This is a genomic window from Paraburkholderia caledonica NBRC 102488, from assembly GCF_000685095.1.
GTDB lineage: Bacteria > Pseudomonadota > Gammaproteobacteria > Burkholderiales > Burkholderiaceae > Paraburkholderia > Paraburkholderia caledonica.
The window spans coordinates 1-16,304 of sequence record NZ_BAYE01000019.1; the positions used below are offsets into that span (position 1 = coordinate 1).

General features: G+C 61.4%; 12 protein-coding genes, 1 rRNA gene and 1 pseudogene. 11 read left to right on the forward strand and 3 right to left on the reverse strand.

What is annotated here, in order from left to right; translation table 11 throughout:
• The first annotated feature begins 54 nt into the window (after nucleotides 1–54).
• Nucleotides 55–168 (forward strand): 5S ribosomal RNA (rrf, locus tag BCA01S_RS27240).
• A gap of 86 nt (nucleotides 169–254) precedes the next feature.
• On the opposite strand, the pseudogene BCA01S_RS37385 reads toward rrf, so the two are convergent.
• Both BCA01S_RS37385 and BCA01S_RS27250 read right to left on the reverse strand, forming a co-directional pair.
• Nucleotides 255–416 (reverse strand): annotated as a pseudogene (locus BCA01S_RS37385) (lipocalin family protein); the annotation flags it as partial.
• Between the two features lie 31 nt (nucleotides 417–447).
• The gene (locus BCA01S_RS27250; RefSeq protein ID WP_027779619.1) at nucleotides 448–1,656 is read right to left on the reverse strand and encodes a M20 aminoacylase family protein; all 1,209 of its coding nucleotides are present in this window, start codon (nucleotides 1,654–1,656) and stop codon (nucleotides 448–450) included.
• Nucleotides 1,657–1,838: 182 nt separating this feature from the next.
• On the opposite strand from BCA01S_RS27250, the gene BCA01S_RS27255 reads away from it, so the two are divergent.
• Together BCA01S_RS27255 and BCA01S_RS27260 are read left to right on the forward strand one after the other, a co-directional pair.
• Nucleotides 1,839–3,917: a molybdopterin-containing oxidoreductase family protein gene (locus tag BCA01S_RS27255; protein ID WP_027779620.1), complete on the forward strand. Its 2,079-nt coding sequence runs from the start codon at nucleotides 1,839–1,841 to the stop codon at nucleotides 3,915–3,917.
• A gap of 153 nt (nucleotides 3,918–4,070) precedes the next feature.
• A complete protein-coding gene (locus BCA01S_RS27260; protein ID WP_027779621.1) occupies nucleotides 4,071–5,744 on the forward strand; it encodes a long-chain fatty acid--CoA ligase in 1,674 nt (557 codons plus the stop codon).
• A gap of 205 nt (nucleotides 5,745–5,949) precedes the next feature.
• Here BCA01S_RS27260 and BCA01S_RS27265 read toward each other — a convergent pair whose 3' ends face one another.
• On the reverse strand, nucleotides 5,950–7,125 hold the full coding sequence (locus BCA01S_RS27265; protein ID WP_027779622.1) for a porin: 1,176 nt from the start codon (nucleotides 7,123–7,125) through the stop codon (nucleotides 5,950–5,952).
• A 302-nt stretch (nucleotides 7,126–7,427) separates the two neighbouring features.
• Here BCA01S_RS27265 and coq7 point away from each other — a divergent pair, with 302 nt between their 5' ends.
• From coq7 to mraY, 8 genes are all read left to right on the forward strand, one after another.
• Entirely contained in the window at nucleotides 7,428–8,066 is a 639-nt protein-coding gene (gene coq7, locus BCA01S_RS27270) for a 2-polyprenyl-3-methyl-6-methoxy-1,4-benzoquinone monooxygenase (protein WP_027779623.1), read from the forward strand.
• Between the two features lie 429 nt (nucleotides 8,067–8,495).
• On the forward strand, nucleotides 8,496–8,924 hold the full coding sequence (gene mraZ / locus BCA01S_RS27275; RefSeq protein WP_027779624.1) for a division/cell wall cluster transcriptional repressor MraZ: 429 nt from the start codon (nucleotides 8,496–8,498) through the stop codon (nucleotides 8,922–8,924).
• A 15-nt stretch (nucleotides 8,925–8,939) separates the two neighbouring features.
• Nucleotides 8,940–9,893, forward strand: a complete 954-nt coding sequence (rsmH, locus tag BCA01S_RS27280) for a 16S rRNA (cytosine(1402)-N(4))-methyltransferase RsmH (protein WP_084166954.1) — start codon at nucleotides 8,940–8,942, stop codon at nucleotides 9,891–9,893.
• Nucleotides 9,890–10,240 (forward strand): cell division protein FtsL, encoded by a 351-nt coding sequence (gene ftsL / locus BCA01S_RS27285; protein ID WP_020071213.1) that lies wholly within the window; start codon nucleotides 9,890–9,892, stop codon nucleotides 10,238–10,240. Before rsmH ends, ftsL begins: the two co-directional genes overlap by 4 nt.
• Nucleotides 10,237–12,102: a peptidoglycan D,D-transpeptidase FtsI family protein gene (locus tag BCA01S_RS27290; protein WP_027779625.1), complete on the forward strand. Its 1,866-nt coding sequence runs from the start codon at nucleotides 10,237–10,239 to the stop codon at nucleotides 12,100–12,102. Before ftsL ends, BCA01S_RS27290 begins: the two co-directional genes overlap by 4 nt.
• Nucleotides 12,099–13,670: a UDP-N-acetylmuramoyl-L-alanyl-D-glutamate--2,6-diaminopimelate ligase gene (locus BCA01S_RS27295; protein ID WP_027779626.1), complete on the forward strand. Its 1,572-nt coding sequence runs from the start codon at nucleotides 12,099–12,101 to the stop codon at nucleotides 13,668–13,670. Before BCA01S_RS27290 ends, BCA01S_RS27295 begins: the two co-directional genes overlap by 4 nt.
• Entirely contained in the window at nucleotides 13,667–15,094 is a 1,428-nt protein-coding gene (locus tag BCA01S_RS27300; RefSeq protein WP_027779627.1) for a UDP-N-acetylmuramoyl-tripeptide--D-alanyl-D-alanine ligase, read from the forward strand. Before BCA01S_RS27295 ends, BCA01S_RS27300 begins: the two co-directional genes overlap by 4 nt.
• 17 nt (nucleotides 15,095–15,111) lie before the next feature.
• Entirely contained in the window at nucleotides 15,112–16,281 is a 1,170-nt protein-coding gene (gene mraY / locus BCA01S_RS27305) for a phospho-N-acetylmuramoyl-pentapeptide-transferase (protein WP_027779628.1), read from the forward strand.
• Nucleotides 16,282–16,304 lie beyond the last annotated feature (23 nt).

The window sequence follows — 16,304 nt, forward strand, 5'->3', positions numbered from 1 at the left end:
ACTTCTTCCAGATTGGCTGTATTGCCCCACCGGCAGTACGGCAACCCGTCAAAGCCTGATGACCATAGCGAGTCGGTCCCACCCCTTCCCATCCCGAACAGGACCGTGAAACGACTCCACGCCGATGATAGTGCGGATTGCCCGTGTGAAAGTAGGTAATCGTCAGGCTCCCCAGCAGCACCAGAAACCCCACCCCAACACAGGTGGGGTTTCTGCGTTTACGCGGCGATAAACAGCCAGGCCACCTCACCCCCTCACTGCCTGCCGATCCGCAATGCGTTCGCGTATCCCGTCAGTTCCAGATAGGCGCGCCCAAGATCAGCGCCATCGCGGCTCACGCGCACCGCGCCTTCCCAGTACACCGCGCCGGTCGACTGCCGCGAGTCCAGTTCCTGGTCGTCCATCAGCGGATCAACTAGCACGTCAGCGAGACGTGCCAGCTAAACTTCATCGATCCGTCGTATCGTTCCCCGCCAGAAAGCGCTGCGCCAGTCGCACCCAGTACGTCGAGCCAACAGGAAGCAATTCATCGTTGAAGTCGTAACTGGCGTTGTGCAGCATGCACGGGCCCGCACCGTGGCCCTCATCACGGTGGCCGCCGTCGCCGTTGCCGAGAAACGCGTAACACCCTGGCTTCGCCAACAACATGAAGGAAAAGTCCTCGGCACCCATCGTGGGTTCCACGGAATCGTCTACATTCTCCGCACCGACGATCTCCTTCATAACGGCCGCCGCGAATCGCGCTTCATCACCGCTGTTGATCGTCGGTGGGTAGTTCCGGTGAAAGTGCACTTCGGCCGAGCAATCGTAGGCCTCCGCCGTGCTTTCAACGATTTTCCGCATACGCGCTTCGATCAAGTCGAGCGTTTCTGTCGTAAATGTGCGGACTGTGCCCGCGAGCCAGGCATCGTTAGGAACGACGTTGACCGCGTCGCCTGCGTGAATCTGGGTGATTGAGAGCACGGCCGTATCAAGCGGCTTCTTGTTTCGCGTGATGATGCTCTGCAATCCGTTAGCGATCTGCACGGCGGTAAAGACCGGGTCACGGCCATTGTGCGGCAGCGCTGCGTGCGAGCCGACGCCCTTGATCTCAATACGAAACTCATTGCTGGAGGCCATAATCGGGCCTTCAGTCACGCCAAATTTGCCAGCAGGCATGCCCGGCCAGTTGTGAATGCCGAACACGGCGTCGACCGGGAACTTCTCGAATAATCCGTCGTCGATCATCGCTTGGGCACCGGCGCCGCCTTCTTCGGCAGGCTGGAAAATGAATACGATGGTGCCGTCAAACTCACCGTGTTTCGCAAGATGTCGCGCCGCGCCGAGCAGCATCGCTGTATGGCCGTCGTGGCCGCACGCGTGCATTTTCCCGTCGTTTTTTGATTTGTGTTCGAAGCTGTTCAGTTCCTGGATCGGCAACGCATCCATGTCGGCGCGCAGACCGACAGAACGTGTACCGTTCCCGCGTGCGAGGACGCCAACTACGCCTGTCTTGCCCAATCCACGGTGAGTTTCTATGCCCCAGGATTCGAGCGTTCTGGCGACGAGATCAGCTGTCGCAGTCTCTTCGTAACGCAGTTCGGGGTGAGCATGGATCGTTCGTCGAAGACTCTGTATTTCTCCGTGAGCAGCTTGAATTTCGGGGATCAGTTTCATAATAGAGTGCCGATGCGCTTTAGCTTTTGACTTGCAAGGAATCGCTCGGGCGAGTTGCGCCCGGACGCAGTGCTAACGATTCTACGCCGAAGCCTTTTTGGCGGCAGCATGCAGGCAAGCGCCGACGGACGTAATAGAATCCGGCGTTACGCCGTGCTTCCCGTCCCCTGAATGGTTACCCCATGAACGCTCCGACTGAATTCGCTCGCGCAGTTTGCCCACACGACTGCCCCGACACCTGCGCGATGCGCGTAACAGTCGAGGCTGGCCGGGCGATCAAAGTGGTCGGCGACCCGGACCACCCGCCAACCCAAGGTGCGTTGTGTACCAAAGTCAGTCGGTATGCAGAGCGAGTTCACCATCCGCACCGTCTGACAACGCCGATGAAACGCATTGGCTGCAAGGGCGAAGGGCGTTTCGAACCCATCAGCTGGAGCGAGGCGTTTGAACTCGCCGCGAAGCATCTGTCGGAGATAGCGCAGCGCGCGCCGGAGGCGATCCTGCCATACAGCTACGCCGGCACCATGGGCCTGGTTCAAGGCGACAGCATCGCTCAACGTTTCTTTCATAAGCTTGGCGCATCGCAACTCGATCGGACCATCTGCGCAGCGGCCGGTGCCGCGGGCTTGAAATATACGTACGGCGCGGGCATCGGCATGCTCACGGAGTTTTTCGACGAAAGCGAGGTCATCCTCATTTGGGGCTCGAATCCGATCGCGTCGAACCTGCACTTCTGGACACGTGCGCAGCAGGCCAAGCGCCAGGGCGCCCGGCTCATTGCGATCGACCCGTATCGCTCGCTGACCGCCGAGAAGTGCCATCAACACATTGCGCTGAAGCCCGGGACCGACGGCGCACTCGCGCTCGGCATGATGAACGTGCTGATCTCTGAAGATCTGCTCGATCACGCTTACATCGCGGCGCACACACTGGGCTTTGATGAGCTGAAAGCGCGGGCGCTCGGGTATTCGCCGTCCCGCGTCGCCGAGATTTGCGGCATCGACGAGCAGGTTATCGTCGACCTGGCGCGACTTTACGGCAGCACGAAAAAGGCTGCGATCCGTCTGAACTATGGTCTGCAAAGAGTGCGCGGCGGCGGCAATGCCGTGCGCGCCATTGCATGCCTGCCGTCGCTGACGGGCGCGTGGCGCGAGCGGGCAGGCGGCGCCTTGTTGTCGTCGTCCGGGTGGGCGCCGGTCGACACGCATGCATTGCAGCGTCCCGATCTGATGCCCGGCTGGCCGACCAAGCCCAGCCGCGTAATCAATATGAACGCAATCGGCGACGCGTTGCTGCATCCGGGCGACGCGACATTCGGTCCGAAGATCGAGGCGATCATAGTCTATAACTCGAATCCTGTTGCCGTGGCACCTGATTCTGAACGCGTCGCGGCAGGGTTCGCACGCGAAGACCTGTTCACGATCGTGCTCGAGCACTTCCAGACCGACACCGCCGACTATGCGGATTTGCTCCTGCCGGCCACCACGCAGCTGGAGCACCTCGACGTGCACAAGTCGTACGGCCACACGCACGTCATGCTGAACGTGCCGGCAATTCCCCCGGTAGGCGACGCGCGTCCCAATACTGAAATCTTTCGCGGCCTCGCGCGCCACATGGGGCTGGATGAGCCGTCGCTATTCGAAAGCGACGAAATCGTTGCGCGCAGCGCTTTGCGTTGGGAAGACAAGACGCTTGAAGGCGTCGATTGGGAGTCGCTCAAACGGATCGGTTGGGCAAAGCTGAACCTTCCGGATGCGCCTTTTGCCGAAGGCGGCTTTCGCACGCCCTCGGGCAAGTGCGAGTTCTACAGTGAACGGCTCGCGCAGCAGGGGCTCGATCCGCTTCCGGATTACGTGCCGCCGTATGAATCCGCGGAGTCGGCGCCCGAACTCGCCGCTCGGTACCCGCTTGCGATGATCTCGCCGCCCGCGCGCAACTTCCTGAACAGCACCTTCGTCAACGTTGAAAGCCTGCGGTCTACCGAAGGTGAGCCGCATCTCGACATTCACCCGTCAGACGCCGGATCGCGGGATATCGTCGACGGTGACCAGGTGCGTATCTTCAACGACCGCGGCTCGATGCAGGCACGCGCCCGTATCACCGACCGGGCGCGTCAAGGCCTCGTGGTCGGCCTGTCGATCTGGTGGAAGAAACTGGCGCCCGATGGCCGCAACGCAAATCAGGTCACGAGCCAGGCGCTGACCGATCTTGGCGGATCTGCGACCTTCTACGACTGCCTGGTCCAAGTCGAGCGCGTCTGACGAGCTTCTTCCACCCAGCCAAGCCTCGCCGCCGAGCCTCCGAAGGTTCGAGGCAGCAGTCTAACTAAGCCGTCGCTCGCCAATACCGCAGGGGTGCCCATGCTACGATGCGTTTTTAGCACGACCATTCGAAAATAAAGAAGGAGACGCTGCATGGATAAAATCTGGCTGAAATCTTACCCGCCCGGCGTTCCCGCTGAGATCGACCCAACCCGCTATTCGTCCGTTGCGGAGCTACTCGAAGAGGCGTTTCGCGAGCACCGCGACAAGCCCGCGTTTGTCTGCATGGGAAAAGAGATCAGCTACGGCGAGCTGGACGCGCTTTCGCGCAAGCTGGCCGCGTGGTTTCAGTCGAAGGGTCTTGCGCGTGGCGCTCGCGTCGCGATCATGATGCCGAACGTGCTCCAGTATCCGGTGGCGATCGCAGCCATTTTGCGCGCGGGTTACGTGGTCGTGAACGTCAATCCGCTCTACACGCCGCGCGAGCTCGAGCATCAGTTGAAGGATAGCGGCGCGGAAGCAATCGTTCTGCTCGAAAACTTCGCGGTGACTTTGCAGGCAGTTATGCGTAATACCGCGGTGAAGCATATCGTGGTCGCGGCAATGGGCGATCTGATGGGCGTCAAAGGCGCGGTTGTGAACTTTGTCGTGCGTCAGGTGAAGAAAATGGTACCGGCCTGGAGTTTGCCGCGCCACGTCAAATTCAACGCTGCAATTGCGGAAGGCGAACGGCAGACTTTCAAACCCGTTCAGCAGGGCCCGGACGACGTCGCGTTCCTGCAGTACACCGGCGGCACCACAGGCGTGGCCAAGGGTGCGACACTGCTGCATCGGAATCTGATTGCCAACGTGCTGCAATCGGAAATCTGGCTCAATCCGGTTCGCGCGAATCGTACGGACATCGAGCAGTTCATCACCGTTGTCGCGCTGCCGCTCTATCACGTCTTCGCGCTGACAGTGTGTGGGTTGCTGACCATTCGCACGGGCGGTTTGGGCGTTCTGATCCCGAACCCGCGTGATATCCCCGGGATGATCAAAGCTCTGCAAGGCTATGCGATCACGACGATCCCTGCAGTCAACACGCTGTACAACGCGCTGTTGAACAACCCGGACTTCCACAAGCTCGACTTCTCCAAACTGATCGCTGCCAACGGCGGTGGAATGGCGGTTCAGGAAGCTGTCGCGAAGCGGTGGTTCGAGAACACGCATACGCCGATTATCGAGGGCTATGGCTTGTCGGAGACGTCGCCGTGTGTGACTTGCAACCCGGTGACGGTAACTGAATATAGCGGCACGATCGGTTTGCCGCTGCCGTCGACCGAAGTCTCGATTCGGGACGACGAGGGCAACGAAGTCCCACTTGGCCAGCCCGGTGAGATTTGCATTCGCGGCCCGCAGGTCATGGCCGGCTACTGGAACCGGCCGGACGAAACGGCCAAAGTCATGACGTCGGACGGCTTCTTCAGATCGGGCGATGTTGGCTTCATGAACGAGCAGGGCTTTGTGAAGATCGTCGACCGCAAGAAAGACATGATTCTGGTTTCGGGTTTTAACGTTTATCCGAACGAGATCGAGGACGTAGTGGCGAGGCTGCCCGGCGTATTCGAGGTGGCTGCGGTCGGCGTGCCAGACCAGCATTCAGGTGAGGCCGTTAAGTTGTTCGTCGTCAGGAAAGATGACGCCCTCACCGACGCGGATATTTTCGCCTACTGCAAGCAGCAGCTGACTGGTTACAAGCGGCCGAAAATCGTCGAATTCCGCACAGAGCTACCGAAGAGCAATGTCGGCAAGATTTTGCGTCGCGAGCTACGCGACGGGCGTGCATGAACGTAAGGCCCGTAGAATTAGCGTAGATCTGAGGCTCGTAACGGGCCCGGCTAGCAAGACAAGAAAGCCCGGCAGATGAACAGTCTGCTGGGCTTTTTATTTGCGCTGTCGCAAACGCAAAGCCGGCAAGCATCGCGGCTCGCCGGACCCATAAAAAAAGGCGCCCTAAGGCGCCTTTGAGGCAAAACTGCGTATTTACGACTTATTAGAACTTGTGGCGGATACCGACGCGAGCCGCGAGTTGGTTCTGGTTCTGCGAGCCCGACAGGCCGTTGATGCTAGCCGTTGCCGGAGCAACACCACCGGCAGCGGTCAGCGTGTCACCCAGAGCGTGCTGGTACACACCCATCACGTAGACGTCGGTACGCTTGGACAGGAAGTAGTCCACGCCAATCGCGCCTTGGTGGTACTGAGCGCGCGATGCACCTGCGATGTCCGCGCCGCGCGTGTAGTCGTATGCCGCGCCGACCAGCAATGCCGGGGTCAACTGGTACTTGAAGTTGATTTCAGCGTTGTTGAACGTAACCGACTGACCCTTGAACGGCGATGCAAACGAAGCGCCCAAGTTGGCGAAGCGGATGTTCGAGTACGTCAGGCCGACCGTTGCCGCGCCGAACGTGTATGCACCGCCTGCACCGATAACCTGGTACGTGTTAGCCGATGTGTAGCCAGCGTAGACCGGCGAAGCGGTCGCTGCGAAGGCGGCCGCAGTCGTCGTCGTGCCGCCGTTGTTGAACAGGCCGCCCGAAGCTGCCGGCGTACGCGCGTTCAAGTAACCGACGCCCAAGACCAGCGGACCGTTGTTGTAGCCAGCGCCCAACGACCAGATCTGGTTCGAAGTAAAGTTGCCAGCAATGCCGCCGAAGCTGTACGTGCCGCCGAACTTCAGGCCGCCGTAATCCGCGCTCGTGTACTTGACCGTGTTGTTCGTACGGTATGCGTTGTTGAAGTTGTCGATGTCGCCCGGGTGAGCAGCGATGTAGCCGCCCCACTGGTCGCCGGCTTCCAGCGGACCAACGTAGTCGACGACGGAGTCGTACTGACGACCCAGCGTGACCGTGCCGAACTGGCTCGACAGACCGACGTAAGCTTGACGACCGAACATCAGGCCGCCTTGACCCAGCTTGCCGTTGTTCACGTCAAAGCCGTTTTCCAACACGAACAGCGCCTTCAGACCGCCGCCCAGATCTTCTGTGCCGCGCAGGCCGAAACGCGAGCCTTGCATAACACCGCTGGACAGGTTGTACAGGTGCTTGCCACCAGCGTTGGTGTTGATGTTGAAGCCTTCGTCAATGATACCGTACAGGGTCACGCTGCTCTGAGCATGTGCGACGCCTGCGAATGCGCCCAGTGCTGCGAGAGCGAGAAGCGACTTTTTCATCGAATGATCTCCAAGGAATACGAATCTTTTGTACAAGGCGAATATTTATGTAGCGTTGAGGCCTTGCTTGTCCAACTTCGCGAGAAGTTGCACGTAATGTAACAAAACGGCTACATGGCACAAAGAAAAAGGAGGGCGTCTGGAAGGCTCCTGTTTCGTTTACGCAACATGATCTAAAATTGAAATCTTGATGTCTCCGGAGGCTAAATCCGGCCTCGTCGGAGACTGCATTTTCCTCCGCAAAGGCTTGCTGCACGGGCAGCGCGGAGCGGGGAGACGGTTGTCGAATCAGGGAGTGCCGAATGTTTCTGGACGAGTTGATTACCGAATTTGATCGGGGTTTACGCTCAATGACTGGCGTCTCGCGCATGAGCCGTCCGTTGCCGGTTCCGCAAGAATCGGCTGCACACGCTGAGGTGCCCGAACTGTCGCCGGCCGAGCGCGCCCACTCCGCAGGTCTCATGCGCGTGAACCACGTGGGCGAAGTCTGCGCACAGGCGCTCTACCAGGCGCAGAAGCTCGCGACAAGGTCGCCATCGCTGCGAACCGTGTTCGATCGGGCCGCAGTCGAAGAAGAAGATCATCTCGCCTGGACGGCCAGGCGTCTCCAGGCACTGGACTCGCGCCCGAGTCTGTTGAATCCGCTCTGGTATGCGGGCGCGCTCGCTATCGGCCTTGCAGCCGGACGTCTAGGCGACCGCGTCAGTCTCGGCTTCATGGCAGAGACGGAGCGCCAGGTCGAGCAGCATCTGGATAGCCACATGGACCGTTTGCCTGCCGCCGACCGTGAGTCGCGCGCCATTGTCGACCAGATGCGAGCCGACGAGGCCGAGCATGGCAAGGCCGCCATGGACGCTGGCGGCATCGAGTTGCCATTCCCGGCGCGCGCGTTGATGCGTGCGATGTCCAAAGTGATGACCCGTACCGCCTACTACATATAAGAGGCCGCAGGCGTCGGATTTCTGTCCGAAGCCGCCCCGAACTACCGTATGTCGGACGACGCCCAAGGCGTCGTCCGTGCTCGATCCCTGATCCCCGCCTAACACCTCCCAGCCGCCTGCCGCGATCGCTTACGGTCCGCGCCTTTCCCTCGTACTTTTCACGTATCACCTTCACAAGCCGCAGTAGCTCTTTCATTTATAACGATTTTCTGTTTTATGTCTGACATGAACGAGTCACGCTAAGTCCTTGTTCTAACAAACAAATTTCGCCGAAAAACCGTCTGTCTCCCTTGACCCCCGTTTAGCGTTCCTCTAAAGTGGGAGACAGTGTGAGAAAGTGTATTTTTGTGTGATCTGACGCGCGATTTCGGATAGATTTTTACGAATCAGGCAGCCGGCTCAAAAGCGCCGGTCAAGAGGGAGAGCTAAGTGTTCCAAGGGGCGTCGGCGCTGACTCTCGATGCGAAAGGACGGATGTCAATTCCGTCCCGCTATCGGGATGCGCTGCAAACACAGGCAGAGGGCCGGGTGACGATCACCAAGCACCCGGACGGCTGCCTGTTGCTCTTTCCGCGCCCGGAATGGGAAGTCTTCCGCGACAAAGTCGACAAGCTGCCCATGAACGCCGCCTGGTGGAAGCGCATTTTTCTCGGCAACGCAATGGACGTGGACATGGACGGCGCGGGCCGTGTGCTCGTGTCGCCGGAGTTGCGCGCGGCCGGCACGCTGGAAAAAGAAGTGACGCTGCTCGGCATGGGCCGCCACTTCGAGTTGTGGGACGCACAAATTTACGCCGCGAAGGAACAGGCGGCGATCGCCGAGGGCATGCCCGAAGCGTTAAAGAATTTCACGTTCTGATCGCGGCATACATATATGGCATCTGCGATGAGAAACGAATTGCAGCATCGCACGGTGCTGCTGGAAGAAGCGGTCAACGCGCTGGTCACCCGCGCGGACGGCGTTTATGTGGACGGCACGTTTGGGCGTGGCGGTCACAGCCGGCTGGTGCTGGAAAAGCTGAGCGAGTCGGGGCGTCTGATCGCTTTCGACAAAGACCCGCTCGCGATCGCCACGGCGCAGCAAATCGCCGATCCGCGCTTTGGCATCGTGCACGAGAGTTTTGCTTCACTGCGCACCGCGATTGCGGAGCGCGGGATTGAACGGGTGTCGGGTGTTTTGCTGGATCTGGGCGTGTCGTCGCCGCAAGTCGACGACCCGGAGCGGGGTTTCAGTTTCCGCGCCGACGGCCCGCTCGACATGCGGATGGACCCGACGCGCGGCGAGTCTGCCGCTGAATGGCTGGCGCGGGCCACGGTGCAGGAACTGACGGAGGTGATACGAGATTATGGGGAAGAACGGTTTGCTTTTCAGATTGCAAAGGCGCTTGTTGCTCGCCGGGCAGAGTCCGACCGTCTTGGGCCTCTCGTCAGCACGGGCGAGCTTGCCCAAATCGTGGCTAACGTCGTCAAAACCCGTGAGAAGGGCAAGGATCCGGCAACCCGCACCTTTCAGGCTATACGGATTCACATCAATCAAGAGCTTGCGGAGCTGCAAGTCGTTTTAGAAGCAGCGTTAGCGCTGCTGGAGCAAGGGGGGCGGCTGGTGGTCATCAGCTTTCATTCGCTCGAGGACCGGATCGTCAAGCGATTCATGCAGGCGCACGCAAGTACGCCTACGGTCGATCGTCGCCTGCCGATTCGCGCCGTCGACCTGCCGAGTCCCCCGCTCAAAATCATCGGCCGTGTGTTTGCAAGCGACGCTGAAGTCGCCGCCAACCCGCGCGCCCGTTCTGCCGTGATGCGCGTGGCGGAGCGAATCGCACCATGAATCGTCTCAACATTTTCCTGCTGATGATCGTGATGGGCTGTGCCTTGTCTGTCGTCAACGCAACCAATCAGCAGCGCCAGATCTTCATCCAGTTGCAGCGCGCGCAATCTCAGGAGCGCCAGCTGCAACAGGACTATTCGCAGCTTCAATATCAGCAGAGCGCGCTGTCGAAAACGTCGCGCATCGAGCAGATCGCCACCGCGTCGCTAAAAATGCAATCGGTCACGACCGGTCGCACGCAATATCTGACGCTCGATCCTGGCTCGGCGAAGGCTGAAGACGCGCCGATTCCGACTTCCGGTCCGGCGTCCGCGCCTGCAACGAGCCGCAGCGGAGGCGTGCGATGAAAAAATCGTCGGCTCGCAAGAGCGTCGCCTTCTCAGCGAACCCGATCCTGTCGGTGCGCTTGCCTATGTGGCGCTCCAAGCTTGTCGTGTTCCTGCTTTTCATGGCGTTCGTCGCGCTGACCGCGCGCGCCTTCTGGATTCAGGGCCCCGGCAACGCGTTCTATCTGAAGCAGGGCGAAATCCGATATCAGCGCCGGCTGGAATTGCCCGCCACGCGCGGCAAGATTCTCGACCGCAACGGTCTCGTGCTGGCCACGAGCCTGCCGGTGCGCGCGATCTGGGCAATTCCGGAATCGGTGCCGGACGATCTCGGCGCGGAAAAGCTGGGCGCGCTCGGCAAACTGCTCGGCATGACCGATAAGGAATTGCGCAGGAAGCTCTCGGAAGACAAGAACTTCGTGTACGTCAAGCGTCAGGTGCCGGTAGACATCGCCGAGAAGGTGAAGGCGCTGGACATCCCCGGCATTTACGCGCGTGACGAGTACAAGCGTTTCTATCCGGAAGGCGAGATCACCGCTCACCTGATCGGCTTCACCAACGTCGAGGACGAAGGCCAGGAAGGCGTCGAGCTCGGCGATCAGAAGCTGCTGGCGGGCATGTCGGGCAGCCGCCGCGTGATCAAGGACCGCATGGGCCACATCATCGAGGACGTGGACGAGCAGGTCGTGCCGCACAACGGCCAAGACGTGGATCTGTCGATCGACAGCAAGATCCAGTACATCGCGTACACGAACCTGAAAGCGGCCGTTGAAAAGTTCAAGGCGAAGGCCGGCGCGGCAATGGTGATCGACGTCCGGACCGGCGAAGTGCTGGCGCTCGTCAATTACCCGACCTACAACCCGAACGACCGGTCGCACATGACCGGCGACCAGTTGCGCAATCGCATCCTGACCGATACGTTCGAGCCGGGCTCGATCATGAAACCGTTCACGGTGTCGCTCGCGCTCGATCTGCACCGCGTCACGCCGACTACACTGGTTGATACAGGCGGCGGCCGCTTCGTGCTTGACGGTGCGCCGATTACCGACGACAGCGCGTTCGGTGTCCTGACCGTCGGCGGCGTGATCCAGAAGTCGAGCAACATCGGCGCGACGAAGATTGCGATGCAGCTCAAGCCCGAAGAGATGTGGAATATGTACACGAGCATCGGTCTCGGTCAGGCGCCGAAGGTCGGTTTCCCCGGCGCGGCGGCGGGACGTCTGCGTCCGTGGAAAAGCTGGCGCCGTATCGAGCAGGCGACCATGTCCTACGGCTATGGCCTGTCGGTGTCGCTGTTCCAGTTGGGTCGCGCGTATTCGGCCATCGCGCACGACGGTCAGATCATGCCAGTGTCGATTTTCCGCACGCCTGGCGATCAGCCGGCAACGGGTCCGCAGATTTTCTCGCCGACCACCGCCCGCGAAGTGCGCGCGATGCTCGAAACGGTCGTCTCGCCTGGCGGCACGTCGCCTGATGCAGCGGTGCCGGGTTATCGCGTCGGCGGCAAGAGCGGTACGGCGTATAAGCACGGTCCGCATGGTTACGACCACTCGAAATATCGCGCGTCGTTTGTCGGTATGGCGCCCATGCCGAACCCGCGTATCGTCGTCGCGGTATCGGTCGACGAGCCGACCGCGGGTAGTCACTTCGGTGGGCAGGTGTCCGGGCCCGTGTTCTCGGGCATCGTCGGCGATACGTTGCGTTCGCTGAATGTGCCGCCGCAAATGCCGGTCAAGCAGATGGTGGTATCGGACGATTCCGCATCTGCCGCACCTTCCGCAACGCCCGCGCCGTCCGCTGCGAAAAAGATCTCGACCAGCGCCGGCGCAAAGAAGATGACGATTTCCGCGAACGCGAAGAGCCATCCGGGAGTCGTTCGATGAGCGCGCTGCGCAACAATCATCCGGCGCATCGGGAGATCGCCGAAGCGCTGTGCTGGCTGCGCGCACGCGTGCAGCCAGGCGCGCATCTGCACGCCGACACGCGTTCGCTCGCCGCCGGCGACGCATTCTTCGCCTACGCAGTGGATGGCGCGGACAACCGTCCGTTCATCGACGGTGCAATTGAACGCGGTGCTGCCGCCGTGCTGGTTCAGGCCGAAGGATTCAACGGCGCGATCGATGCATCTACGACGCTTGCGGTGCCGGCGTTGAACGACCTCGCCGGTTCAATCGCGAGTGCCTGGTACAACGATCCGAGCGACAGCATGCTGACGGTCGGCGTGACGGGCACGAACGGCAAGACTTCGTGCAGTCAGTGGATTTCTGCGGCACTCACCGCGCTCGGCACACGTTGCGCGATCATCGGCACGCTTGGCACCGGTTTGCCGGGACAACTGGTGCACACCGGCTTCACGACACCCGACGCGCCGCAATTGCAGCGCAGTCTTGCGCAATTGCGCGACGTCGGCGCGCGCGCAGTGGCAATGGAAGTGTCGTCGCATGCGCTGCATCAGGGGCGCGTGAACGGCACGGCGTTCGACATCGCCGTGTTCACGAATCTCACGCAAGACCACCTCGACTATCACCGCACGTTGGAAGCGTATGAAGCGGCGAAGGCGCGTCTTTTCGCGTGGCCCGAACTGCGCGCGGCGGTGATCAATCGGGACGACGCGGCCGGCCGCCGTCTGCTTGTCAGCACTCGAGATCACGCTCGCACCATCGCCTACGGCCTCGACTCCGCGCCGCACGACGCGTCACAAAGTGCAGGGCAAAGCGCGCCGCAAGCGGACGCGTGGTTGCTCGCGTCGAACGTGCGCGCCACCGCGACCGGCACGGCGTTCCATCTGAACACGTCCGACTGGGGCAAGGCCGACGTCGAAGTACAAACGCTCGGTGCGTTCAACGTGAGCAATCTGCTCGGCGTGCTCGGCGCATTGTTTGCCGCCGACGTGCCGTTCGACGCCGCGCTCGGCCAACTCGCGAAGCTCGAATCGGTGAACGGCCGCATGGAACGCCTCGGCGGCCGTTTGCAGAATGACGAGCCGCTCGTGGTGATCGACTACGCGCACACGCCAGACGCGCTTGAAAAAACGCTGGAAGCGCTGCGCCCGATGGCAACCGCGCGCGGCGGCGAGCTGATTTGCATGTTCGGCTGCGGCGGCGACCGCGACGCGACCAAGCGTCCGTTGATGGGCGCAATCGCCGAGAAGATCGCGGACGGCGTCGTGGTTACGAGCGACAACCCGCGCAGCGAAGATCCGCAATCGATCATCGAGCAGATCGCAGCGGGAATGAAAGACGCGTCGAAAGCGCGCCGCATTGAAGACCGCGCGAGCGCGATCCTTCAGGCGATCCGCAGCGCCGCGCGGGAAGACGTCATCGTGCTAGCCGGAAAAGGGCACGAAGCGACACAGGAAATCATGGGCAAGAAGCGCGCTTTCTCCGATCAGGACCACGCCCGTCTCGCGCTCGCCGCGCGGGCGACGCAGGCACGCGGAGGTGGCGAATGAGCGGGCAAGGAAATGCAATGTTCTCGCTGCGTGAAGCCGCCGCGCTGATTCCGGGCGCGACCGTGATCGGTGACGACAGCGTCACCTTCGAACGCGTGTCGACCGATAGCCGCAGCGCGGGTCCGGGCGATCTCTTCGTCGCGATCAAGGGCGAGCGTTTTGACGCGCACGACTTCCTCGCTGACGTTGCCGCGCGCAACGTGACGGCGGCGCTCGTTTCGCGCGCGCCGCAAGACTGGAACGTGCCGGCGCTGCGCGTGAGAGATACGCGCGTTGGGTTGGGCGCGCTGGCTCGCGGCTGGCGTCGCAAGTTCGGCATGCCGCTCGTCGCCGTGACGGGCAGCAATGGCAAGACCACGGTCAAAGAAATGATCGCGTCGATCTTCGCCGCCGCCGTTGGAGCGGATGCGCGGCTCGCGACCGCCGGCAACTTCAACAACGATATTGGCTTGCCGCTCACGCTGTTCCGTCTGAATGCCGCGCATCGGCTGGCCGTGGTCGAGCTCGGCATGAATCATCCTGGCGAAACGTCGTTGCTCGCGAAGATTGCCGAGCCGACGGTTGCGGTCGTGAACAACGCGCAGCGCGAGCATCAGGAGTTCATGGCGACCGTGGAAGCCGTCGCGCTCGAGCATGCGAGCGTGATTCATGCGCTGAGTCCGGACGGCGTCGCCGTGTTTCCTGCGGACGACGCTTTCGCCAGCATCTGGCGCGTGGCCGCCACCGGCAACCGGATCGTCGACTTCGCGCTGAACAGCGACGAACGCACGACAGCAGCCGCCGTCACCGGCAGGTTCGACGGCAAGCTGCTGAGCGTCGACACACCGCAAGGCCATGTCGAAATCACGCTGCAAGTGCTCGGCAATCACAACGCGCACAACGCGTTGGCCGCGACATCGGCCGCACTCGCCGCAGGCGTTTCGCTCGATGCGATCAAGCGCGGCCTCGAATCGTTCGGCGCGGTGAAAGGCCGCTTGCAGGTAAAGCATGCCGCGCTTGGCACGCTAGCCGGCGCAACGGTGATCGACGACACGTACAACGCGAATCCCGACTCGATGCGCGCCGCGATCGACGTGCTCGCGTCGCACGCTTCGCCGCGTGTGCTCGTCATGGGCGACATGGGCGAAGTCGGCGACAACGGTCCCGAGTTCCATCGCGAGATCGGCGCATACGCGAGGGAACGCGGTATCGACGCGCTGTACGCAATGGGCGACGCCTCGCGCGACGCCTGCACCGCGTATGGCGCTGGCGCGCATCACGTGGCCGACATCGGCACGCTGGTCGCGCAATTGCAGCAGGCCGGCTTCGGCGCCGCTGCAACGCTTCTCGTGAAAGGCTCGCGCTTCATGCAGATGGAGCGCGTGGTGGACGCCGTTACGAGTCCACAACCCAACGCAGCGGGCAGTACGCCCGCCGCACACTGAAATAGAAGGACCGAAGCATGCTACTGGCGCTGGCGCAATGGCTGCAGAATGACGCAAGCTTCTTGCGCGTGTTCAGTTATCTCACTTTCCGCGCGGTGATGGCGACCATCACCGCGCTGCTGATCGGGCTCGTCTGCGGCCCGGCGGTGATTCGCAAGCTGACCGCCATGAAGGTCGGTCAGGCTGTTCGTAAAGACGGTCCGCAAACGCACCTCGTGAAATCCGGCACGCCGACCATGGGCGGTGTGCTGATTCTGCTCGGCATCGCCGTGGCCACGCTGTTGTGGGCGGACCTGACCAATCGCTTCATCTGGATCGTGATTCTGGTTACGTTCGGCTTCGGCGTGATCGGTTGGGTCGACGATTACCGCAAGGTCGTCTACAAGGACCCGCGCGGCATGTCGTCGCGCGAAAAGTATTTCTGGCAGTCGGTGATCGGTCTGTTCGCCGCGGTGTACCTCGCGTTCAGCGTGTCGGAGGCGAGCAACGTGCGTGTGTTCGACCTGTTCATGGCGTGGGTGCGCAGCGGCTTGTCGATGGGCTTGCCCGCCCGTGCCGACCTGATGTTGCCGTTCGTCAAGTCGATCAGCTATCCGCTTGGCGTGTGGGGCTTCATCGTACTGACGTATCTGGTCATCGTCGGCGCGAGCAATGCGGTCAACCTCACTGATGGCCTCGACGGGCTCGTGATCATGCCGGTCGTACTGGTCGGCGCATCGCTCGGCGTGTTCGCTTACGTGATGGGCAGCTCGGTCTACTCGAAATACCTGTTGTTTCCGCATATCGCCGGCGCGGGCGAATTACTGATTTTCTGCTCGGCAATGGGCGGCGCGGGGCTCGCGTTTCTCTGGTTCAACACGCATCCGGCGCAGATGTTCATGGGCGATGTCGGCGCGCTCGCGCTCGGCGGGGCGCTCGGCACGGTCGCGGTCATCGTGCGCCAGGAAATCGTGCTTTTCATCATGGGCGGCATTTTCGTCGCGGAAACGCTTTCCGTGATGTTGCAGGTGGTGTGGTTCAAATTCACCAAGCGGCGTTTCGGCGAAGGCCGGCGTCTCTTCAAGATGGCGCCGCTGCATCACCACTTCGAATTGTCGGGTTGGAAGGAGACGCAAGTTGTCGTGCGCTTCTGGATCATCACGTTGATGTTGTGTCTGTTCGGATTGTCCACGCTCAAGTTGCGTTAAGCAGGTATTAGGGGAAGCAGGCG